Here is a 21,027-nt window from a genome sequence, read left to right as displayed (position 1 = left end):
TGACGGCCTTTGGCCGGCGCAATCCCTTGTCCCGTTGGCTTTGCCGTGGGTCCGGGCGCTGGGACCGTGGGCCGGCGCGTAGGTGCGCGGTTGGTATGGACGCCGGGAATGTTGGTCTGCCGGGGCCCACATTCGCCACCGGGTCCAGGCAGGGCCGGCTTCCGCGCGCAGTCGGCCCGTCTTGGCCGATGAATATGTCTAGACATATTCATTTTGGCTCGGCGGGAGGGCCGGTCTCCATCAAAAGCGACCGTCCAGCGGCTCCGCGGCGATCTGGTGGTCGTCCTCATAGAGGACGTGGCCGGGCTCGCGCGTGGTCAGCACCTCGACATGGACACCGCATTCCTCCAGCGCGACCTTCAGGTCGTACATGCGGCGGATATGGTCCTCGGCCGAGGATTTGAACCAGCAGAGGGCCGACTGCCCCCAGGCGCCGTAGCGTCCGCGATTGAAATGGGTCGGCGCCTTTAGTTCCTCATTGAACCAGTCGACGCTCTCCTTGAGCTGGGCCAGGGCCCAGCCGGTGGCGTTGTCGCTCATCCTCGCCTCATCGAGCGCCTGGAACAGGCCCAGCCGGGTGCGCTGGCCTTCGACGAGGTGGAAGCAGACGAACCGCACATAGACCGGCCGGGGGTCCGGCGGACGTTTGCGGGGGGCTCTGGGGAGGCGCGGCGGGCGTGGACCCATCAGAGCCCCTTCAGGATCCCCTCGACCATCTTCTTGGCGTCGCCGAACAGCATCATGGTGTTGTCGCGGAAGAACAGCTCGTTCTCGACGCCGGCGTAGCCCGAGGACATGCCGCGTTTGACGAACAGCACCGTGCGGGCTTTTTCGACGTCGAGGATCGGCATGCCGTAGATGGCGCTGGTCTTGTCGGTCTTGGCGGCCGGGTTGGTGACGTCGTTGGCGCCGATGACGAAGGCGACGTCGGCGGTTGAGAACTCGCTGTTGATGTCTTCCAGCTCGAACACCTCGTCATAGGGGACGTTCGCTTCCGCCAGCAGCACGTTCATGTGGCCGGGCATGCGGCCGGCGACCGGGTGGATGGCGTACTTCACCTCGACGCCCTCTTCCTTCAGCTTGTCGCCCATTTCGCGCAGGGCGTGCTGGGCCTGGGAGACGGCCATGCCGTAGCCGGGGACGATGATGACCTTGGAGGCGTTCTTCATGATGAAGGCGGCGTCGTCGGCGCTGCCCTGCTTGACGGGGCGGGTCTCGACCTTGCCGCCGGCCGCGGCGGCGGCGTCGTCGGCCCCGAAGCCGCCGAGGATGACCGAGATGAAGCTGCGGTTCATCGCCTTGCACATGATGTAGCTGAGGATGGCCCCCGAGCTGCCGACCAGGGCCCCGGTGATGATCAGGGTGATGTTTCCGAGCGTGAAGCCCAGCGCCGCCGCCGCCCAGCCCGAGTAGCTGTTGAGCATGGAGACGACGACCGGCATGTCGGCCCCGCCGATCGGGATGATCAGGGTGATGCCGATGATCAGGCTGAGGGCGAAGATGGCCCAGAAGGCCCATTTGGCCTGGCCGCCGGTGAAGACGAGGTAGGCGACAAGGCCGACGATGGCGAGGCCGAGCACGATGTTGAGCAGGTGGCGGGCCGGCAGCAGGATCGGCGCGCCGCTCATGTTGCCGTTGAGCTTGGCGAAGGCGATGACCGAGCCGGTGAAGGTAACGGCCCCGATGGCCAGTCCGAGGCCCAGTTCGATCAGCGACTGGGCATGGATGTGGCCGGTGGCCGGATCGAGGATCTGGTAAGCGTCCGGTGAGTAGATGGCGGCGACGGCGACCAGGCAGGCGGCCATGCCGACCAGGCTGTGGAAGGCGGCGACCAGCTGCGGCATGGAGGTCATGGCCACGCGGCGGGCGATGATCGCCCCGATGCCGCCGCCGACCACGACGCCGGCCAGGATCAGGCCGATGGTCACCGGATCGAGCAGCTTGGAATTCCACAGCACCAGCAGGGTGGTGCCGACGGCGATGGCCATGCCGATCATGCCGTTGCGGTTGCCCGCCTGGCTGGTCACCGGGCTGGAGAGGCCGCGCAGGGCGAGGATGAACAGGACGCCCGAGACGATGTAGGCGACGGCGGCGAAGTTGGCGATCATGCGGGGGTTCCCGTCTCGGTGGGCGTGGATGTCTGTCTTGAATTGCGGATCAGCCGGCGGGCGATATGGCCGGCGTAGACGGTCAGCAGCAGGCCAAGGGCGCCGATGATCACGCCAAGCCAGAAATCGAGGCGCTCATCGAGAAGCTGCAGGGCGAGGGCGGCGGCCGACAGAGCCAGCCCAACGGCCCAGAAAGACCAGCGCGCTATGGGGCTCCGGGCGGCTTCAGCCAGCCCATAGGCCCCGATAATCGCCAGGCCGAGCGGCAGCGTCAGGTTCGTCCAGCGCTGCGCCGAGATCGCCACGGCCGCATAGACGACCGTGACGGTGATGAGCAGCAGCCGGCTGGTGTTCTGCGACAGCGGACGGCCGGCTTTGAGCACAGCCATCAGGAAGCAGATCAGAACGATGGCTGCTGCACCGATGGCGGCGGCGGCGATCCAGGGGGTCAGGGCGCTCATGCCGCGATCCCCGGCTGGAGGATGCGCCGCAGGGTCATGCCGGCGAAGGCGAGAGGCAGGGTGACGAACAGGGCCATCAGGGTCCATGTCCAGCCGTTCTGCGGGCCGTCCATGAGGCTCTTGAGCAGGACGGCGACGACGGCGCCGGCGGCGGCCACAGCGAGGGCGAACAGGCCATACTGCAGGCTGCGCGGCGAAACCCGGATGGCGGCCCGCATCAGGATCACCGGCGGCAGCAGGCCGAGGAAGGCGAAGTTGGCCGCCTGATGTCCGGCGCGCAGGGCGACGGCGACATCGGCCGCCATGGCCGCCAGGAAGACCGCCAGCACCCCGGCGATGGCCAGCGTCCGGCGTGGGCCTCCCAGCCATTTGGGCAGCGCCTCCAGCAGGTAGAAGCAGCCGATGTTCAGGCCGATGACGGCGCAGATCATCCCGACCAGTTCGAGGGGGGAGGGGCTCACGCGTTCTCTCCCTTGTCGGTCTTCGGCGTCAGGCGGCCAAAGCCAGCCCAGGTGATCAGTCCGGCGCACGCCAGCGCCTGCGTCAGACCCCAGGGCGTGATGGTGTCCAGTTCCCTGAACACCCCGGCAAACATCATCATGGCCACCGCGGCGAAAAACGCCGGCCCTTTGCGCTCAACGGGCCGGAAAAGGCTGGCGATGATCAGGACGAAGGCCCAGGCAATGAAGAGAAACGCCGCCGGGTAGACCGTCAACGGCGCTTCAATGAAGAAGACCAGCCTCGGGTCAGCGGAGAACCCCGCTATGGCCCCCATGATCCCCGCCAGGAGAGCCAGGCTCATGCCAACGGTGACCCGGAACCAGGTCCTTGCCCAGAGCGCCTTCATTCGCCGCCTCCCCGGCGCTCAGCGCCGTCCCAGGGCGTGCGGGCCCGCACCGCCGCGACCAGCTGGACGATCACCGCCGCCAGCAGCAGGGCGACGGCCAGGCCCGCCTGGATCAGGCCGGTCAAGCCGAGGTTCTGGTGGATCATCAGGCTGAGCTGCATCAGGGCCAGGGCGGTCAGCAGAAGGCCGGCGCTGTTCAGCCAGCGGCGGCGCTTGAGCACCACCCAGATATAGGCCCCGACCCCGACGAGGCCGCCGATACCGCACAGATAGCCGAGCAGTTGGGCGACCAGATGGGAGCTCATGCGCCAGCCGCCTTCAACACAGCCTGTTCGGCGATGTGGCGGGCGCGGAGCCGCAGGAAGGCGGACCAGAACAGGACCTGCACGAGCAGGATGACCACACCCAGCTGAAGATAGGTCTTCAGCGCGGCCATGTAGGGCGGATCCAGCGGGATGGCGTCCATCAGCAGCATGCCGAGCGGGCCCGTGACCAGCATGGCGATGGTCATCACCTCACGTTCGAACCGGAAGGTCGCCAGCCGCCAGCGGTAGACCAGCAGGCACAGGCCGATCATGACGACTTGCGCCAGGATCACCCCGCCAAAGACCAGATCGAACGGAGCGTCCATCACCCCGCCTTGTCCTTCTTCTTGTACATGGCCAGCATCCGCTGGGTGACCAGGAAGCCGCCGAAGATGTTGACGGCGGCGAGGCCGGCGGCGATGGCGCCCGCGCCCTTGGAGATCCAGACCGAGCCGGTCATGGCCTGGCCCGTCGCGGGGTGGGCGGCGGCGGCGATCAGGGCGCCGACGATGATCACCGAGGAGATGGCGTTGGTCACGGCCATCAGCGGGGTGTGCAGGGCCGGGGTGACGCTCCAGACCACGTAATAGCCGACGAAGATGGCCAGGACGAAGATCGCCAGGCGGAAGATGGTGGGATCGACGTCCATGGTAACTCCTCAGTCCCGGGGGCCGGGCAGCGACAGGCCATACATGTTGAGCTGAATCTGGCGATCCGGCGAGGCAGACAGCAAGGTGATGCGGGCGGCGTCGCCTTGCGGCTCGACCCGGAGGGTCAGGCCGGAAATCCGGCAGCCGTCTTCGGCCGCCTCGCAGGCGACCAGGTCATCGGCCTTGACGCCGTCCACCACCAGCCGGAACCGGGGCTGGCCGGCCTTGAAGCCTTCGAAGCGGTAGGCGCCCTCGATCGGTGCGGCCTCGGACCAGGCGACGCGCTCGTAGCGCATGTTTCCGGCCCCCGCGAGGGCGTGCACCGAGCCGGCCAGATAGGGGCTGCCCATGTCCATGTATTCGGTGACGTAGGCGCCCTCGAACTTTCCATCGCGGTTGAAGTCGCGGAAGCACTGGACGGTGACCACGCCGCGCGACAGGTCGCCGGGCGGGCAGTAGGCGACGCCGGAGCCCAGCCGGTAGCCGAACAGGACCGTGCCGGCCGCGACGCCGGGCGCGGCGGGGCGCTTGCGGGCCACGGCGGCGTCCAGCAGGCGGACGTTGCGTTCCGGCCGCAGGGTCTCGCGCCAGGCGATGTCGCCCGGACGAACGGTGGGACCGGTCTCCAGGCCCAGGGGCGCGCCGACCATGAAGGGCACGGCGCCCTGTTCGGCGCTGGGCACCTTCTTGCCGGCCAACGCCGGGGCGGCGACGGCGAAGGTCGCCGTCAGCGCCAGAAGAAGAAGCCGCCCCGCGCGCATGGCCTAGCCGGCCAGCTGGGGATGGACGACGGCGCCGCCTTTGGTGACCAGGGCGGCTTTGAGGATCTCGTCCTCATAGTCGGGGTTCAGGGCCCCGTCCTTGTCGAGCAGCAGGCCGGCGAAGGCCATCAGGTTGCGCGAATAGAGGGCGGAGGCGTCGGTGGCGATGCGGCCGGGCAGGTTGGCGGCGCCGAGGATCTTGACCCCATTGGCGGTAATCGCGGTCTCGCCCAGCTTGGCGCCTTCGACATTGCCACCCTGTTCGACGGCGAGGTCGACGATGACGCTGCCGGGTTTCATCGAGGCCACCTGGGCCGCCGTGACCAGCCGGGGGGCCGGGCGGCCGGGGATCAGGGCGGTGGTGATGACGATGTCCTGCTTGGCCAGGTGGCCGCTGAGCAGTTCGGCCTGCTTGGCCTGGTACTCGGGGCTCATTTCCTTGGCGTAGCCGCCGGCCGTCTGGGCGTTCTTGAACTCCTCGTCCTCGACGGCGAGGAACTTGGCGCCGAGACTCTCGACCTGTTCCTTGGTGGCCGGGCGCACGTCGGTGGCGGTGACCACGGCGCCGAGACGGCGGGCGGTGGCGATGGCCTGCAGGCCGGCGACCCCGACCCCCATGATGAAGACCTTGGCGGCGGCGACGGTGCCAGCGGCGGTCATCATCATCGGCAGGGCCTTGCCGAAGGCTTCGGCGCCCTCGATGACGGCGCGATAGCCGGCCAGGTTGGCCTGCGACGACAGCACGTCCATGACCTGGGCGCGGGTGATGCGCGGCACGAACTCCATGGCGAAGGCGGTGGCGCCCCCCTTGGCGAGGGCGTTCAGCGTATCCTTGTCCTGGTGCGGGTTGAGGGTGGCGACCACCGTGGCGCCGGCCTTGAGGGCGGCGATCTCGTCGGCCTCGGGGCCGCGCACCTTGAACAGGACGTCGGCGTCCTTGAGGGTGGCTTTCAGGGTCTTTTCGAGTTTGGCCCCGGCCGCCTCATAGTCGGCGTCGGGGTAGGCGGAGGCGGCGCCGGCGCCGGCCTCGACGGTGACGCTCCAGCCGGCGGCGATCAGCTTCTTGACCGTTTCCGGGGTGGCGGCGACGCGGGTCTCGCCCGCGCGACGTTCCTTGGTCACCGCAATCACGGCCATGCCGGATATCTCCCCCAGAAAACTCTCTGCCTGCGAGCGCATCCGCGCTCGGGCTGACGTCAGACGCGTTGTGGGGGTCTGTTTAGGGGAGAATCTTGCCCGTTGTCGAGCCCAGGCCGGGTGCGTTGCGCAAAGTTATGCTGCGACGCAGCGTAACCCGGATACGACAACGCCGGCGAGCCTTTCGGTTCGCCGGCGTGTAACGCGTGGAATGGGACGAAAGCCTAGTGGCCGCCGCCCTTCTTGTCGCGCAGGACGACGATGCCCACCACCAGCAGCACCAGGGCCGGGACCAGGCCGCCGATGAAGCCGGCCGGGGTGCAGAACCACAGGACCAGGGCCAGGATGGCGACGGCCAGGGCCAGGCTGCCCCACTTGGTCATGCCCATGACGGCATTGTAGGTGGCCACTTGCTCGTGGATGTCCATCTCGCCGCGGTGGTAGTCGTCAGCCATGGTCGGTTCCTGAAATTCGCGTTTCGCGGGCGGGGATACAACGGCCCCTGCTTAGACTCAAGGGAGAGCCTTGCTCAAGCGGGGTTTGCGGCGGTGGCCAGCCGGCCGGTGACCCAGTCGAGGACGAGGCGACCCGGCCGGGTGGCGCGCAGCCGCCCTCCGCCGGTCAGCAGCAAACCCTCGGCGGCCAGGGAGACGACCTCCGGATGGTCGGGGGTCAGGCCCAGCGGGGCCAGCTCGGCGAAGGCGACGCCGTCGTCGATGCGCAGACCCATCAGCAGCCGCTCCTCGGCCGCCTCGACCGGCGACAGGGTCTCGCGGTCGGCGAAGCCCAGGCCGGCGTCCCGCACCGCGCGGATGTAGGCATCGATGCCGCGATGGGCGCCAGTGGCGGTCCTCGAACCGTTCAAGGTCAGCCGGCCGTGGGCCCCGGGGCCGGCGCCGACATAGTCCTGTCCGGTCCAGTAGACGAGGTTGTGGCGCGAGCGGGCGGCGGGGCCGCGCGCATGGTTGGACACCTCGTAGGCGTCGAAGCCCTGGCTCTCCAGAACCGCCTGGGTGGTGTCATAGAGGGCGGCGCCGAGGGCCTCGTCGGCCGGCCTGAACGAGCCTCGCCGCACGGCGCGGTCGAAGGCGGTGCCGGCCTCGATGGTCAACTGATAGGGCGAGATGTGGTCGGCGCCCCAGCCGATGGCGGTGCGCAGTTCCTCCGCCCAGGTTTCCGGGGTCTGGCCGGGGCGGGCGTAGATCAGGTCGAGCGACAGACGGGGAAACAGCCGGGCGGCCTCGGCGGCGGCGCGGCGGGCGGCGCCGGCGTCGTGGTTGCGGCCGAGGAACTTCAGCGAGGCGTCGTCGAGGGCCTGGACTCCCAGCGACAGGCGGCTCACCCCCGCTTCGGCCAGGGCGGCGAAGCGGCCGGTCTCGGCGTCGGTCGGGTTGGCCTCGAGGCTGATCTCCAGATCGGGAGCGGCGTCCCACAGGCGACGGGCGGCGGCGATCATCTCGGCGGCGAAGCCTGGGTCCATCAGCGAGGGGGTGCCGCCGCCGAAGAAAATCGAGACCAGGCGGCGGGGGCCGGTCAGGGCGCGCTGGGCCGCCAGGTCGGCGAGGATGGCGGCGGCGAGGTCGGCCTGTTCCTGGGTCCTGCCCCGGTCGCGCACGACATTGAAGTCGCAGTAGGGGCAGATGCGGGCGCAGTAGGGCCAGTGAATGTAGACCCCGATATTCTGCATCACTCGAACAGGGCGGCCTTGAGCTGGGCGAAGGCGCGGGCGCGGTGGCTCATGGCGTCCTTGGCCTCCGGGTCCATCTCGCCGAAGGTCTGGTCGTGGCCCCTGGGGACGAAGATGGGATCGTAGCCGAAGCCCCGGTCGCCCCGGCCCGGGAAGACCAGCGAGCCGTGCACCTCGCCCTGGACCACCACCGACGGACCGTCCGGCCAGGCGACGGCGAGGGCGCAGGTGAACCAGGCGGAATAGTCGTCGGTCCCGACCTCTTGCAGCCGCTCCTCGACCTTGCCCATGGCCACGGCGAAGTCCTTGCCCGGTCCCGCCCAGCGGGCCGAGAAGATGCCGGGCGCGCCGTCCAGGGCCGTCACCGACAGGCCGCTGTCGTCGGCCAGGGCGATGCGGCCGGAAACCTGGGCCGCGTGGCGGGCCTTGAGCAGGGCGTTGCCGACGAAGGTCGTCTCGGTCTCGTCCGGCTCCGGGATGTTCAGCTCGCCCGCCGTCAGCACGGTGAAGCGGCCCTCCAGCAGGGCGGCCAGCTCGCGGGCCTTGCCGGGGTTGTGGGTGGCGGCGACCAGGGTCGTGCCGGCGGGGAGGATCAGAGGCATGGCGCTTCATCCACCCGGGACGGTTCCTGTGCAAGTTTTGCGGGCGCAAGATTTCGCTGGCGCGGCCACGGGTGAACAGCGTTAAGATACCCCCGGTCTGACTTCGGAGGAGGGAACCGGTGGCGGTCAATCTGGAAATCAACGGCAAGGCCGTGACAGTCAAGGCGGCCGAGGACACCCCCCTGCTGTGGGTGGTGCGCGACGAACTTGGCCTGACCGGAACCAAGTTCGGCTGCGGCATGGCCCAGTGCGGAGCCTGCACGGTGCATGTGAACGGCCAGGCGACGCGCAGCTGCGTCACCCCCATCGGCGCGGTCGCCGGGGCCAAGATCACCACCATCGAGGGCCTGGGCGGCGCCCACCCGGCCCAGCAGGCCTGGGCCAGGCTGGACGTGCCGCAATGCGGCTACTGCCAGTCGGGTCAGATCATGAGCGCGGCGGCCCTGCTGGCCGAGAAGCCATCCCCGACCGACGAGGAAATCGACGCGGCGATGAGCGGCAACATCTGTCGCTGCGGCACCTATCAGCGCATCCGCGCCGCCATCAAGGAAGCCTCGGGCATCAGCGCGGCGCTTCCCCAGCCCACGGCTGAAGCGGCCCCGGCCGCCGCCGGCGCGAAATAGGAGCGAGCGATGACCCGTTTTCTGCGCAACCTCGCCACCAACACGACGGAAGCGGTCCGCAAGGGCGTCAACCGCCGTGAGGTCATCGTCACCGGGGTGGCCGCCAGCGGCGCGCTGCTGGTCGGCTGCTCCCTGGCCGACGCCGTGAGCGTCGGCAGCCCGATCAAGGTCGGGGAGTTCGGTCCCTTCGTGAAGGTCGACGCCGACGGCTCGATCACCGTCGTCAACAAGCATATCGAGATGGGCCAGGGCAGCCACACCGGCCTGGCCGCCATGGTCGCCGAAGAGATGGACGCCGACTGGAACCGGGTGAAGATCGAGCAGGCCCCGGCCAACACCAAGCTCTATCAGAACCTGCTGATGGGCGCGCAGGGCACCGGCGGCTCCACCGCCATCGCCAACAGCTGGACCCAGTTCCGCAAGGCGGGGGCGGCGGCGCGGGCGATGTTCGTGCAGGCGGCGGCCAACCTGTGGCAGGTCAACGCCAGCGAGATTGTCGTCAAGGACAGCATCGTCAGCCATCCAGGCTCCGGCAAGTCGGCCGAGTTCGGCGACCTGCTGGCCGATGCGGCCAAGGTGACGCCGCCGGAGAATGTGGTCCTCAAGGACCCCAAGGCCTTCACCCTGATCGGCAGCGACCGGGTGCGGCGCAAGGACGCCGTGGCCAAGACCAACGGCGCCGCGAAATTCACCATCGATGTGCAGGAAGAAGGCCTGCTGGTCGCCATGGTGGCCCATTCGCCGCTGTTCGGCGGCAAGCTGAAGAGTTTCGATGACGCCGCGGCCCGCAAGGTTCCGGGCGTGGTCGATGTGTTCAAGATCCCCACCGGCGTGGCCGTGGTGGCCAACACCACCTGGGCCGCCAAGCAGGGCCGCGACGCCATCACCGCCCAGTGGGACGACGAGAAGTCGGAAAAGCGGAGCTCCGACGCCCTGCTGGCCGACTATCGCAAGTTCGCCGCCGGCCAGGGCCCGGCCGACCTGAAATGGGAAGCTTTCGACAGCAAGGGCGATCCCAAATCGGTCACCGACGGCGAGGTGTTCGAGGCGACCTACGACTTCCCATTCCTCAGCCATGCGCCGATGGAGCCGATGGACTGCGTGGCGCGGGTGAAGGGCAACAGCGTCAAGCTCAGCTTCGGCTGCCAGTTCCCGACCCTCGACCAGCTGAACACCGCCAAGATCGTCGGCAACCTGCCGGGCGCCATCGAGATCGAAACCCTGTACGCCGGGGGGAGCTTTGGCCGGCGGGCCAACTTCCAGTCCGATTTCGTCACCGAATGCGTCCACATCGCCAAGAAGGTCGGCAAGGGCACGCCCGTGAAGCTGATCTGGACCCGCGAGGACGACATGCGGGCCGGCTACTTCCGGCCCCTGACCCACCATGCGGTGAAGATCCGGCTCGACAAGGACGGCTATCCGGCCGTCTGGACCCATCGGATCGTCTCGCAGTCGCTGATGAAGGGCTCGCCGATGGCCCCCAAGGGCATCGACACCACGGTGGTCGAGGGCACGATGGGCTCGCCCTATCTGAAGGCCACCCCGATCGTCGATGCCGCCGCCCACATGCCAGACGTCGGCGTGCCGGTGCTGTGGTGGCGGTCGGTGGGCGCGACCCACACCGCCTATGTCATGGAGCACACCATCGACCAGCTGGCCCGCAAGGCCGGCAAGGACCCGATCGAGTACCGCCGGACGCTCTACACCAAGGCGGGGGCGAAGCGGCATCTGGCGGTGCTGGACCTGGCCATCGAGAAGGCCGGGCCAACGGCGGCCGAGGGCTATACCCGCGGCGTGGCGGTGCACGAGAGCTTCGGCACGGTCGTGGCCCAGATCGCCGAGGTGAAGATCGCGCCCGGCGGGGTGGAGCCGAAGGTCGGCCGGGTGGTCACCGCCGTCGACTGCGGCATCGCCATCGCCAGGGACCAGATCGCCGGCCAGATGGAGGGCGGAACCTGCTACGGCCTGTCCGCGGCGCTGTACGGCGAGGTGAACCTCAAGGACGGCGCCGTCCAGGAGACCAACTTCGACACTTACCGCGTGCTGCGCATGAACGAGGCCCCGAGCGTCGAGACCCACATCCTGCCGAGCGGCAATGCCCCGAGCGGGGCCGGGGAGCCGGGCACGCCGGTGATCGGCCCGGCCGTGGCCAACGCCCTGCTGGCCATGGGACGCCCGGCGACGTTCAGCCAGCCGTTCGTGAAGCCGGTCAAGGCCTAGCCCTCCCACGGCTGTCATCCTCCGGCGCCCGCAGGGCGACCGGGGGACCCAACTGGCCGCGTGACGATTGCTCGGAGTCTATCCGGAGCCGCCCTGGGTCCCCCGGTCCGCTGCGCGGCCGGAGGATGACAGGGGGTTACAGCCGGCCTTCGCGGTCCAGGGTCTCCAAGCCCTTGCGGATCTGGCTCAGGTGCAGGGTGGCGAGCAGCGGGGCCAGGGTCAGGCGGACGCCCAGCCAGATCCAGGCGCCGTTCAGGCTGAGGTCCGGGGCGCGGCTCTCGACCTTCATCCAGCCGCCGATGGCGAAGGCGACGGCGATCAGCAGCCAGAGCGCCGCCCATTTGGGGGCGCGGACGAGAACCTGGTCGCCGCGCCAGGCGACCGGCACGCTCGTGCCGGCCGGGATGCGCTTCTGCGTCGCCCAGGACATCGAGCTCATGACGGCCAGGGCGAGGATCCAGAAGACGTCGCCGGCGATGCTGATGCCCTGGATCATACGGTGACCTGGGCCCCGAGCTCGACCACGCGGCCGGGCGGGATCTTGAAGAAGTCGGTCGGGTTGGCCGAGTTCTTCATCAGGAAGATGAACAGCTTGTCCTGCCACAGGGGCATGCCGCTGTGGGCGCTGGGCACGATGGAGCGGCGGCCGAGGAAGACGCTGGTGGCCATGATGTCGAACTTCAGGCCCTGCTTGCGGCATAGCGCCAGGGCCTTGGGCACATTGGGCGATTCCATGAAACCGTAGGTGATGATCAGCTTCTTGAAGTCGTCGTTGACCTTCTCGATCTTGACCCGGTCCTCCTCGCGCACGCGCGGCGTCTCGGCGTTGCGGACCGTGGCGATGATGTTCTTCTCGTGCAAGACCTTGTTATGCTTGAGGTTATGCATCAGGGCGACGGGAGTGACGTCCGGGTCGCTGGTCAGGAAGATGGCGGTGCCGGGAGCCCGGTGCGGGGCGCGGGCCTCGAGGATGCCAATCAGGTCGGTGAGCGGCACGGAGTCGCGGCGGGTCTTCTCGGCGAGGATCTGGCCGCCGCGCGTCCAGGTCCACATGATGACGACCAGCACCCCGCCGAACACCAGCGGCATCCAGGCGCCCTGCGGAATTTTCAGCAGGTTGGAGGAGATGAAGGTCAGGTCGAGGAGCAGGAGCGGCACCAGCACGGCCAGGGTGACCGGCCAGCTCCACTTCCACAGGAAGCGGATGATGACGAAGGCCAGCAGGGTGTCGACGAACATCGAGCCGGTCACCGCGATGCCGTAGGCCGCCGCCAGGTTGGTCGAGGTCTTGAAGCTGAACAGCAGCACCAGAACGCCGATCATCAGCATGGTGTTGACCTGCGGCACATAGATCTGGCCGGCCTGGGTCTCGCTGGTGCGGCGGATGTCGATGCGCGGCAGCAGGCCGAGCGACACCGCCTGCTGGGTGACCGAGAAGGCGCCGGTGATCACCGCCTGGCTGGCGATGATGGTGGCCAGGGTGGCCAGCAGCAGGACCGGCCAGTAGACCACCTGCGGCACCATTTCCCAGAACGGGTTCAGCCTCGCCTCGGGGTGCGCCAGGATCGAGGCGCCCTGGCCCAGGTAGTTGAGGGCCAGACAGGGGAAGACCAGATAGAGCCAGCCGACCTGAATCGGCTTCTTGCCGAAGTGGCCCATGTCCGAATAGAGGGCCTCGGCGCCGGTCACGGCCAGGAAGACGCTGCCCAGGATGACGAATCCGAGGAAGCCGTTCTGGAGCAGGAACATCACCCCGTAGTGCGGGCTGAGCGCGCGGAAGATCGAGAGGTCGTCGAACAGGTGGTAGAGGCCAAGGCCCCCCAGGACCAGGAACCAGACCAGGGTGATGGGACCAAAGAGGGTGGCCATGCGGTGCGTGCCCCGCGACTGCACCAGGAAGAGGGCGATGAGGATGCCGGCCGAGATCGGCACGATCCAGCTGTCGACCCGGCCGCCCAGGCCCGGCGCATCCTTCAGGCCCTCGACCGCCGACAGCACCGAGATGGCCGGGGTGATGATGCCGTCGCCGTAGAACAGCGCGGCCCCGATCACCCCCAGGAAGAAGACGGTGGCCGAGCGCTTGCCGTTCGGCTTGGCCAGGGTCTTGCGGGCCAGGGCCATGAGCGCCAGCGTGCCGCCCTCGCCCTTGTTGTCGGCCCGCATCAGCAGGACGACATACTTGAGCGTCACCACCAGGATCAGGGCCCAGACCACGAGCGACACGACCCCCAGCACGGCCAGTTCGCTGGCTCCGCCGCTGCGGGAGTGGTGAAGGGCCTCGCGCATCGCATAGAGCGGGCTGGTGCCGATGTCGCCGAACACCACGCCAATGGCGCCGATGGCCAACATCCAGAAACCGCCGTGGCCGTGGCCTTCGGTAGTCTGGTGGGGGTCTGCCGGGGTATGGAGCGGCTCTCCGGCGGCGGGAGAAGCGGTATCGGCGGGCTCAGCGGCCATGCGATCAGTCGTCCAGCGGCCAAGAACCGGCCAACGGATAGCACCACGACGGCGCGGCGGGCGCGATACACCCTTTCCACAAGCGCTTCAATCGCCCACCGGTTCGACAGGATTCGCCGCAGCCATTGTGCGCGGCCCTTCTGGCGCCTACCTTTTCGACAACCCACGATGTCCGACAGCCAGAAATTCCCCGTTGCGGCCCACGCCCTCGCCTACCTCGCCCACAAGAGCGCGGACGCCCCGGCGCGCGCGGTCTCGTCAGCGGAGCTGGCCGCCTCCATGCCGACCAACCCGGTGGTCGTCCGGCGGGTCACCGCCATGCTGGCCAAGGCCGGTCTGATCGCCACCCGGATGGGGGCCGGCGGCGGGGCCTGGCTGACCCGTGATCCGAAGACCATCACCCTGGACCAGGTGCTGCGGGCCGTCGATGGCTGCACCCACCTGGGCGTTGCGCCCGCCGGGGTGAAGGGCTGTCCCGTAGGCGAGCGGATTCCCGACGCGGTCAGCGCGGCCATCCGGGCCGCGGACACCGCCGCGTCCGAACGGCTGTCGAAGATCACGGTGCTCGATCTGCTGGCCGAACCGGCGAAGAACGCCAGCGCGGCTTGAACCGGAGCCCGGCGCAGGTCAGTTTCTCCGCAACACAGTCTCGGGAATCCAAAGCCGCATGGCCCGCCGCCTCGCCCTGATCACCGGCGCCTCCGCCGGCATCGGCGCCGCCTTCGCCCGCATCTATGCCGCCCACGGCTATGACGTGGCCCTGACTGCGCGCCGGGCCGACAAGCTGACCGCCCTGGCCGAGGACATTTCCCTGCGCTCGGGCGTCGAGACCCTGACCATCGTCGCCGACCTGACCGAGCCGGGCGCCGCCGACGCCATCCTCGCCCAGCTGGCCGCCCACGGCCGCGACGTCGACGCCCTGGTCAACAACGCCGGCTACGGCCTGCCGGGCGTCTATGCCGACAGCAAATGGGAAGCCCAGAAGGACTTCATCCAGGTGATGGTCACCGCCCCGTCGGAACTGGCCCACAAGGTCGTGCCGGGGATGATCGACCGCAAGTTCGGGCGCATCGTCAACGTCGCCTCCCTGGCCGGGCTGATGCCGGGCGCGGCGGGCCATACCCTGTATGCCGCCTCGAAGAGCTACCTGGTCCGCTTCAGCCAGAGCCTGCACCTGGAGACCGAGAACACCGGCGTCCATGTCACGGCCCTGTGCCCCGGCTTCACCTACAGCGAATTCCACGACGTCAACGGCACCCGCGACCTGGTCTCGAGTTCTACCCCAGACTGGCTGTGGCTGGGGGCCGACGAGGTGGCCGCCAACGGTTACGAGGCGGCCGAGGCCAACAGGCCGGTCTGCGTGCCGGGCGCCCCGAACAAGACCATCGCCGCCCTGGTCAAGCTGATCCCCGACGAATGGATGCTGGCCCTGCTGGCCAGCCAGGGCGGGCGGTTCAGGAATACCCGGGCATGATCGTCATGGCCGGCGTTCTGGGGGTGCTTTCGGGCGTCGCCGTCGGCCTGGCGCTCAAGGTGGCCATCGCCGGACCGAAGGCCGCCGACCGGCTGACACGCAAGGCGGTTCCGGACAGCCTGCGGCAGGGATCGACGGGCGGCCTTCTGACCAGTCTGGAGGGTGTCGATGGCCGCTGGACCCGGACCCTGTTGCTGGTGCTCGTCTCCGTCGCCTTTGGCCTCGGCGCCTGGCTGGCGCTTCAAGCCTAGCGATCGGCCGCGTAGGGGGCCGCAGCCGCCGGGGTGATCAGGCCCCGCGTCGTGTCCGCCACCCCGACGATGATGAACTGCACCGCCATGGCGCAGAGGATCAGGCCCAGCACGCGCACGATGATGGTCATGCCGATGCGGCCGAGCAGCCGGCTGATCACCGGCGTCAGCCAGAAGCAGACCATGGTGGCGAACGATACCGCGAACAGCGCCGCCACGGCCGCCGCGTCGCCGACCCAGCCCAGAGCCTTGGCCTCGCTGGCGTAGATGACCACCGTCGAGATGGCCCCGGGGCCGATCAGCAGGGGCATGGCGAAGGGCACGACCAGCCGCTCGAAGCGGCGGCGGGCGTAGGCGGCGGCGCCCTCCTTCTCGCCGATCTCGGCGGCGTCGGCGAACTTGGCGGTGAAGTCGTCGCGGGCCATGTCGAGGCCCAGAAGGAACAGGATCACCCCGCCGGCGATGCGGAAGGCGGCCAGGGAGATGCCGAAGAACTCCAGCAGGGTCAGGCCCGTGAAGTAGAAGAAGGCCAGGAACAGGAAGGCGAAGACGCAGATATACAGCGCCACCATCCGCCGCCCGGCCGCCAGGGCCCCGGCCGTGGCCGCCGCGAACACCGGAACGTTGCCGATCGGATCGATCAGGGCGAACAGGGCGACGAAGAAGTTGACGAAGAGGTCTGTGGCGCTCATTCAGCCTCTCTAGCCCAAAACTCGAAGATTCGCGCGCCGAACGCTGTTTCGCCGCGCCCGGAGCTAGTGATGACTGCCGACCCCCGCTTGATCGTCGCCCTCGACCTGCCGACCCGCGCGGAGGCGGAGGATCTGGTTGAGACGCTGGGCGACAGCGTGTCTTTCTACAAGGTCGGCCTGCAGCTGCTCGCCACCGGCGGCATGGAGATGGCGCGCGATCTCAAGGCACGGGGCCGCTCGGTCTTCCTCGACTGGAAACTGCACGACATCGGAGCGACGGTGGAGAAGGCGACGGCCGCCATCGTCGCCGGGGGAGCCTGTGACCTGCTGACCGTACATGCCGAACCGCAGGTGATGGCGGCGGCGGTGCGGGGCCGGGGCGGCGAGCGGTCGGCGAAGATTCTCGGGGTGACGGTTCTAACGAGCCTGAATGGCCAGGATCTGGCCGAGATGGGCTACGGCATGGGCGTCGAGGCGCTGATCGAGCGGCGGGTGCGCCAGGCCGTCGACGCCGGCATCGACGGCGTGGTCGCCAGCCCCCACGAGGCGCATATCGCCCGGCGGATCGGCGGCCCGGACTTCCTGGTGGTGACGCCCGGCGTGCGCCCGGCCGGGGCGGCGATGAACGACCAGGCCCGGGCGGCGACCCCGGCCGACGCCCTGGCCGGCGGCGCCAGCCACCTGGTGGTGGGACGGCCGATCACGGCGGCGCCCGATCCGCGAGCGGCGGCCCGGGCGATCAGCGCCGAGATGGACGACGGACGCCGGGCGGCCTTCTGAAAGGGAGGGCCGGCGGTACTCACCGGCGAGATCCCAAAGCGTCCGGGGGAAGGGGGGAGAGCGACCGGGACCGGGGGGTGTGATTGGCCCCGGCCGCTCTATGGCCCCGGACATCATGGGGGGAGGCCGGGGCGTCCCTTCTGTGACCCCTGTTCGGGCGTCGGTGCAACCTCGCGGGCGCCCAGATCGTGCGACTATACTGAGGCGCGGCGGACGACGCCCGCCGCAGGGTCAGACTCATGAATGAATCCGTGAGTGGCAAGAAGCCTGACCATCTGGCGAATATTCTTGCCGGTGTCCGACAGCGCCGCTTCCAGCCGGTCGCCCGACAGCAGGGCCGGACCTGGAAGGTAGCCCGCCGGGGTGCGGACGAGTTGCCCGGCCTCGGTGAGACGGGCGAGGCATCGGCGCGTCGTTTCCCGGTTCAAGGTCAGGGCCTCGGCCAGTCGCAGCCGGGGGGTGGCGGTCGGTGCGGGCGTTTCGTCCTGGGCCGAACTGGCGACGCCGGCGTTGGACAGCACCAGGCTGATCAGCAGGCCCGCATGCAGGTCCCCGCCCAGCCGGGACAGGGTCTCGTAGTGGCGAAGCTGGAGGCGCAGCATGAGGCGGCTGAACTGCCGGGCCCGGTCCTCGACCGCCCGATGATCCAGCCAGGCCCTGGCGTCGCCCATTTCGGGATTGCCCGGATATCCGACCTGCAGCAGGAATCCGAGGATCGGCTCCATCTGCGAGAAGACGATGCTCTGGTAGGTGTCCGTGCTCAGGAAGGCGGTGGTGACGCGCAGTCCCCGCTCCACCCGGCTGGCGATTCCCCGGTCGACCAGGGTGTCCACCCGTCGACGCACGGTCTCACGGGACAGGTTGAGTGATCGGGCGAGCGCCGAAATCCTGATCGGCCGCCGCAGTTCGTCCGGCGGCGGTGTCGCGAGGCTAGCGTAGCGACCGCCCTGTCCGCCCGGCGCGTCGAGATGATCGATGCCCGCCTGCAGGATGGCGTAACCGATGATCACATTGATCGCATCGAGGTCCAGAGCCTGCTGCGCGACATGAAGATGGCCTAGAAACGCCCGGCTCGCCGACAGGTAGAATCCCAGGCGGTTGGCCGGATCGGTCGGATCGCGCCGCGAATAGAACTCCAAGAATGGTCGCTCCGGCTATCCCGGTCCGAGCATCGGCCGGCTGACAACCTCCGTTCGATGAACGGGTATGCCGCCGCACAGAAGAGGTCAAATCGTCGCGCGCGACCAATCGCCCGACTTGCCGCCGGTTTTCGAGATCAGCCGCACCTGGTCGATGACCATGGCTTTGTCGGCGGCCTTGAGCATGTCGTAGAGGGTCAGGCAGGCGACGGAGACGGCGGTGAGGGCTTCCATCTCGACGCCGGTCGGCCCCGTGGTGCGGACGGTGGCGGTGACCTCGAAGCCTTCGTCGCAGGGCGTGACCACGACCCCGACCTTGCTGAGCGCAAGGGGATGGCACAGCGGGATGAGGTCGCTGGTGCGCTTGGCGGCCATGACGCCGGCCAGTTCGGCGGTGGTGATGACATCGCCCTTGGCCGCCTTGCCGGTCACCGCCAGGTCGCGAACCTGCGGCGTGGTGCGGACCAGGCCCATGGCCACGGCCTCGCGCAGGGTGGAGGCCTTGTCGGAGACATCGACCATGCGGGCCCGGCCCTGGTCGTCCAGATGGCTGAGACCGCTCATGCCTCAAGAAGCCGGGGCATGAGCTCGACCATGTTGCAGGGCCGGTGACGGCTGTCGAGCTGGGCGGCGATGACCTTGTCCCAGCCGTCCCGCACCGCGCCGTTGGAGCCGGGCAGGCAGAAGACGAAGACCCCGCCGATAATGCCGGCCAGGGCCCGCGACTGCAGGGTGGAGAGGCCGACGGTCTGGTAGCTGACCAGGTGGAAGATCACCGAGAAACCGTCGATCTCCTTGTCGAACAGCGGCCGCACGGCTTCCGGCGTCACATCGCGGCCGGTCAGGCCGGTGCCGCCGGTGGTGACGATGGCGTCGACCGAACCGGAGGCCACCCAGGCGTTGATCTGCATGCGGATGTCGCCGACGTCGTCCTTGACCATCTTCCTGTCGGCCAGCTCGTGACCCGCGCCGGTCACCCGCTGCGCCAGAAGATGGCCGGAGGTGTCGCTTTCCTCGTCGCGGGTGTCGGAGACGGTCAGCACGGCGACGCGCACCGGCTTGAAGGCCCAGGCCTCGTCGATCTTGCCACCGATGGTCAGGCTCATTGCTCGTTCTCCCTATCCCAGCGCGCGGCGTCGGTCCTATCGCGGTCCGTGGGTTCGATCCAGCGGGCGCCGTCCGGGCCATGTTCCTTCTTCCAGAAGGGGGCCCGGGACTTCAGCCAGTCCATCAGATGATCGCAGGCCTCGAAGGCGGCGCGGCGGTGGGCCGCGGCGCAGGCGACGAAGACGATGGCCTCGCCGGGCGCGATGGCCCCGACGCGGTGGACGACCATGGCGTCCTGCAGGCCGAAGCGCTGGATGGCGGCATTGACGATGCGGGCGATCTCGACGTCGGTGAAGCCTTCGTAGGCTTCCAGCTCCAGGGCCGTGGTCTGGCCCCGCTCGGCGCGGGCCAGGCCGGTGAAGCTGGCGATGGCCCCGGTTTCCTCGCGGCCGGCTGAAAAGGCGGTCAGCAGCTGACCGGGATCGAACGGAGCGGTCTGCAGGGTAGCGCTCATCCGCCGCTCATCGGCGGCAGGAAGGCGACCTCGGACAGGGCGGTCAGGGCGACGTCGCCCCGGACCAGGACCTTGTCGACGGCGATCTGGACGGAGGGACCGGCCAGGGCCTCGGCCAGCAAAGGATCGCTCGAAAGTAAGGCGCGCAGGTCGCCAAGGGTGGCGACTTCGATGGTCTTTTCGCGCCAGCCGGCGAGGTCGGCGAAGCGGCCGAACAGCAGGACCCGGGCCATCAGCCGCCCGTCGTCGACATGTGGCGGGCGACCGACGGCGCCCCGCCGATCTGGAAGTCGTGGCCTTTGGGCTTGCCCAATATTGCGGCGCGGATGGAGACGGCGAGATCGGCGTCGGAACCGCCGCCCCGCATCACGGCCCGCAGGTCGGTGGCGTCGTCCTGGCCCAGGCAGGTGTGCAGGGTGCCGGTGCAGGTCAGACGGACGCGGTTGCAGGCCTCGCAGAAATTGTGGCTGAGCGGGGTGATGAGGCCGAGGCGCCCGCCGGTCTCCTTGATCCGCACGTAACGGGCCGGGCCGCCGGTCGAGAACGGCAACTCTTCCAGGGTCCAGTAGCTGGCCAGGTCGTCCCGGACGGTCTTGAGGGACAGGTACTGGTCGGTGCGGTCGGCCTCGATCTCGCCCATCGGCATGGTCTCGATCAGGGTCAGGTCCATGCCTTCGCCGTGGGCCCACTGGATGAGGGCGGGGATTTCAGCCGCGTTGTCGCGGGCCAGGGCGACGGTGTTGATCTTCAGGCTGATGCCGGCGGCGCGGGCGACCGCGAGGCCGGCCAGGACCTGGGCCAGATCGCCGCCGCGGGTGAGCTGGCGGAAGAGGTCGGGCTTGAGGGTGTCGAGCGAGACGTTGATGCGCTGGACGCCGAGATCGGCCAGTTCGGCGGCGTGCTGGGCCAGACGGGTGCCGTTGGTGGTCAGGGTGAGTTCCCGCAGGTCGCCGGTCTGAAGATGGCGCGACAGGCCTCGGACCAGGCCCATGAATCCCTTGCGGACCAGGGGCTCGCCGCCGGTCAGGCGCAGCTTCTTCACCCCCAGGCCGATGAAGACCGAGGCGACGCGGTCGAGCTCCTCGAGGGTCAGGACTTCCGCCTTGGGCAGGAAGACCATCCGCTCGGCCATGCAGTAGACGCAGCGCAGGTCGCAACGGTCGGTCACCGACACCCGCAGGTAGGAGACCCGGCGCGCGAAGGCGTCGAGCAGGGGCTGCTCGCTCGCGGTCGCTTGCGCGGAAGGGGCGTCGTAGGGTGTCATCCGGGATC

Annotated in this window: 28 protein-coding genes; 6 read left to right on the top strand and 22 right to left on the bottom strand. The window is 69.0% G+C overall.

The window, feature by feature from the left end; translation table 11 throughout:
• Positions 1-240 precede the first annotated feature (240 nt).
• The 13 genes from O5I81_RS00625 to rdgB all read right to left on the bottom strand — a co-directional run bounded on the left by O5I81_RS00625 (position 241) and on the right by rdgB (position 8,558).
• Positions 241-687, bottom strand: a complete 447-nt coding sequence (locus tag O5I81_RS00625) for a hypothetical protein (RefSeq protein ID WP_271067011.1) — start codon at positions 685-687, stop codon at positions 241-243.
• A complete protein-coding gene (locus tag O5I81_RS00620) occupies positions 687-2,108 on the bottom strand; it encodes an NAD(P)(+) transhydrogenase (Re/Si-specific) subunit beta (RefSeq protein WP_271067010.1) in 1,422 nt (473 codons plus the stop codon). Before O5I81_RS00620 ends, O5I81_RS00625 begins: the two co-directional genes overlap by 1 nt.
• On the bottom strand, positions 2,105-2,569 hold the full coding sequence (locus O5I81_RS00615; protein ID WP_271067009.1) for a hypothetical protein: 465 nt from the start codon (positions 2,567-2,569) through the stop codon (positions 2,105-2,107). The genes O5I81_RS00620 and O5I81_RS00615 overlap by 4 nt, the downstream gene beginning before the upstream one ends.
• Positions 2,566-3,030 carry a hypothetical protein gene (locus O5I81_RS00610; protein WP_271067008.1) on the bottom strand — a complete coding sequence of 155 codons (465 nt, stop codon included), beginning with the start codon at positions 3,028-3,030 and terminating at the stop codon, positions 2,566-2,568. Before O5I81_RS00610 ends, O5I81_RS00615 begins: the two co-directional genes overlap by 4 nt.
• Positions 3,027-3,416, bottom strand: a complete 390-nt coding sequence (locus tag O5I81_RS00605) for a hypothetical protein (protein ID WP_271067007.1) — start codon at positions 3,414-3,416, stop codon at positions 3,027-3,029. The genes O5I81_RS00610 and O5I81_RS00605 overlap by 4 nt, the downstream gene beginning before the upstream one ends.
• Entirely contained in the window at positions 3,413-3,721 is a 309-nt protein-coding gene (locus O5I81_RS00600) for a hypothetical protein (RefSeq protein ID WP_271067006.1), read from the bottom strand. Before O5I81_RS00600 ends, O5I81_RS00605 begins: the two co-directional genes overlap by 4 nt.
• Positions 3,718-4,047, bottom strand: a complete 330-nt coding sequence (locus tag O5I81_RS00595) for a hypothetical protein (RefSeq protein WP_271067005.1) — start codon at positions 4,045-4,047, stop codon at positions 3,718-3,720. The genes O5I81_RS00600 and O5I81_RS00595 overlap by 4 nt, the downstream gene beginning before the upstream one ends.
• A complete protein-coding gene (locus tag O5I81_RS00590) occupies positions 4,047-4,370 on the bottom strand; it encodes a proton-translocating transhydrogenase family protein (RefSeq protein WP_271067004.1) in 324 nt (107 codons plus the stop codon). Before O5I81_RS00590 ends, O5I81_RS00595 begins: the two co-directional genes overlap by 1 nt.
• 9 nt (positions 4,371-4,379) lie before the next feature.
• Entirely contained in the window at positions 4,380-5,132 is a 753-nt protein-coding gene (locus O5I81_RS00585) for a hypothetical protein (RefSeq protein ID WP_271067003.1), read from the bottom strand.
• A gap of 3 nt (positions 5,133-5,135) precedes the next feature.
• Positions 5,136-6,269, bottom strand: a complete 1,134-nt coding sequence (locus O5I81_RS00580; RefSeq protein ID WP_271067002.1) for a Re/Si-specific NAD(P)(+) transhydrogenase subunit alpha — start codon at positions 6,267-6,269, stop codon at positions 5,136-5,138.
• Positions 6,270-6,493: 224 nt separating this feature from the next.
• Positions 6,494-6,724 (bottom strand): aa3-type cytochrome c oxidase subunit IV, encoded by a 231-nt coding sequence (locus tag O5I81_RS00575; RefSeq protein WP_271067001.1) that lies wholly within the window; start codon positions 6,722-6,724, stop codon positions 6,494-6,496.
• Between the two features lie 74 nt (positions 6,725-6,798).
• The gene (hemW, locus tag O5I81_RS00570; protein ID WP_271067000.1) at positions 6,799-7,956 is read right to left on the bottom strand and encodes a radical SAM family heme chaperone HemW; all 1,158 of its coding nucleotides are present in this window, start codon (positions 7,954-7,956) and stop codon (positions 6,799-6,801) included.
• Positions 7,956-8,558 (bottom strand): RdgB/HAM1 family non-canonical purine NTP pyrophosphatase, encoded by a 603-nt coding sequence (gene rdgB / locus O5I81_RS00565; RefSeq protein ID WP_271066999.1) that lies wholly within the window; start codon positions 8,556-8,558, stop codon positions 7,956-7,958. Before rdgB ends, hemW begins: the two co-directional genes overlap by 1 nt.
• 119 nt (positions 8,559-8,677) lie before the next feature.
• On the opposite strand from rdgB, the gene O5I81_RS00560 reads away from it, so the two are divergent.
• Both O5I81_RS00560 and O5I81_RS00555 read left to right on the top strand, forming a co-directional pair.
• Positions 8,678-9,181 (top strand): (2Fe-2S)-binding protein, encoded by a 504-nt coding sequence (locus tag O5I81_RS00560; RefSeq protein WP_271066998.1) that lies wholly within the window; start codon positions 8,678-8,680, stop codon positions 9,179-9,181.
• Between the two features lie 9 nt (positions 9,182-9,190).
• Positions 9,191-11,401, top strand: coding sequence for a xanthine dehydrogenase family protein molybdopterin-binding subunit (locus tag O5I81_RS00555; RefSeq protein ID WP_271066997.1), 2,211 nt, complete (start codon positions 9,191-9,193; stop codon positions 11,399-11,401).
• Positions 11,402-11,537: 136 nt separating this feature from the next.
• On the opposite strand, the gene O5I81_RS00550 is transcribed toward O5I81_RS00555, so the two are convergent.
• Positions 11,538-11,897: a hypothetical protein gene (locus O5I81_RS00550; protein WP_271066996.1), complete on the bottom strand. Its 360-nt coding sequence runs from the start codon at positions 11,895-11,897 to the stop codon at positions 11,538-11,540.
• Entirely contained in the window at positions 11,894-13,750 is a 1,857-nt protein-coding gene (locus O5I81_RS00545; protein WP_271069077.1) for a potassium transporter Kup, read from the bottom strand. The genes O5I81_RS00550 and O5I81_RS00545 overlap by 4 nt, the downstream gene beginning before the upstream one ends.
• A 276-nt stretch (positions 13,751-14,026) precedes the next feature.
• Between O5I81_RS00545 and O5I81_RS00540 the strand changes: the two genes are divergently transcribed.
• The 3 genes from O5I81_RS00540 to O5I81_RS00530 are packed head-to-tail and all read left to right on the top strand — an operon-like array spanning position 14,027 to position 15,583.
• Positions 14,027-14,467 carry an Rrf2 family transcriptional regulator gene (locus tag O5I81_RS00540; protein WP_271066995.1) on the top strand — a complete coding sequence of 147 codons (441 nt, stop codon included), beginning with the start codon at positions 14,027-14,029 and terminating at the stop codon, positions 14,465-14,467.
• A 58-nt stretch (positions 14,468-14,525) separates the two neighbouring features.
• A complete protein-coding gene (locus O5I81_RS00535; RefSeq protein ID WP_271066994.1) occupies positions 14,526-15,332 on the top strand; it encodes an SDR family oxidoreductase in 807 nt (268 codons plus the stop codon).
• Positions 15,329-15,583 carry a hypothetical protein gene (locus O5I81_RS00530; protein ID WP_271066993.1) on the top strand — a complete coding sequence of 85 codons (255 nt, stop codon included), beginning with the start codon at positions 15,329-15,331 and terminating at the stop codon, positions 15,581-15,583. The genes O5I81_RS00535 and O5I81_RS00530 overlap by 4 nt, the downstream gene beginning before the upstream one ends.
• Here the strand turns inward: O5I81_RS00530 and O5I81_RS00525 are convergent.
• Positions 15,580-16,275 carry a MarC family protein gene (locus tag O5I81_RS00525; protein ID WP_271066992.1) on the bottom strand — a complete coding sequence of 232 codons (696 nt, stop codon included), beginning with the start codon at positions 16,273-16,275 and terminating at the stop codon, positions 15,580-15,582. The two genes, O5I81_RS00530 and O5I81_RS00525, sit on opposite strands and share 4 nt — an antisense overlap.
• A 69-nt stretch (positions 16,276-16,344) precedes the next feature.
• Between O5I81_RS00525 and pyrF the strand changes: the two genes are divergently transcribed.
• On the top strand, positions 16,345-17,055 hold the full coding sequence (pyrF, locus tag O5I81_RS00520; protein ID WP_271066991.1) for an orotidine-5'-phosphate decarboxylase: 711 nt from the start codon (positions 16,345-16,347) through the stop codon (positions 17,053-17,055).
• A 194-nt stretch (positions 17,056-17,249) separates the two neighbouring features.
• On the opposite strand, the gene O5I81_RS00515 is transcribed toward pyrF, so the two are convergent.
• From O5I81_RS00515 to moaA, 6 genes are all read right to left on the bottom strand, one after another.
• Positions 17,250-18,194 carry an Lrp/AsnC family transcriptional regulator gene (locus O5I81_RS00515; protein WP_271066990.1) on the bottom strand — a complete coding sequence of 315 codons (945 nt, stop codon included), beginning with the start codon at positions 18,192-18,194 and terminating at the stop codon, positions 17,250-17,252.
• Between the two features lie 87 nt (positions 18,195-18,281).
• A complete protein-coding gene (gene moaC, locus O5I81_RS00510) occupies positions 18,282-18,758 on the bottom strand; it encodes a cyclic pyranopterin monophosphate synthase MoaC (RefSeq protein WP_271066989.1) in 477 nt (158 codons plus the stop codon).
• The gene (gene moaB / locus O5I81_RS00505) at positions 18,755-19,300 is read right to left on the bottom strand and encodes a molybdenum cofactor biosynthesis protein B (protein ID WP_271066988.1); all 546 of its coding nucleotides are present in this window, start codon (positions 19,298-19,300) and stop codon (positions 18,755-18,757) included. The genes moaC and moaB overlap by 4 nt, the downstream gene beginning before the upstream one ends.
• On the bottom strand, positions 19,297-19,755 hold the full coding sequence (locus O5I81_RS00500) for a molybdenum cofactor biosynthesis protein MoaE (RefSeq protein WP_271066987.1): 459 nt from the start codon (positions 19,753-19,755) through the stop codon (positions 19,297-19,299). The genes moaB and O5I81_RS00500 overlap by 4 nt, the downstream gene beginning before the upstream one ends.
• On the bottom strand, positions 19,752-19,988 hold the full coding sequence (locus tag O5I81_RS00495; protein WP_271066986.1) for a MoaD/ThiS family protein: 237 nt from the start codon (positions 19,986-19,988) through the stop codon (positions 19,752-19,754). Before O5I81_RS00495 ends, O5I81_RS00500 begins: the two co-directional genes overlap by 4 nt.
• Positions 19,988-21,019, bottom strand: coding sequence for a GTP 3',8-cyclase MoaA (gene moaA, locus O5I81_RS00490; RefSeq protein WP_271066985.1), 1,032 nt, complete (start codon positions 21,017-21,019; stop codon positions 19,988-19,990). Before moaA ends, O5I81_RS00495 begins: the two co-directional genes overlap by 1 nt.
• Positions 21,020-21,027: the final 8 nt, after the last annotated feature.

The organism is Caulobacter sp. NIBR1757 (genome assembly GCF_027912495.1).
Lineage (GTDB): Bacteria > Pseudomonadota > Alphaproteobacteria > Caulobacterales > Caulobacteraceae > Caulobacter.
The sequence above is the reverse complement of the archived record's forward strand: the minus strand, read 5'-3'. Positions and strand labels throughout refer to the sequence as shown.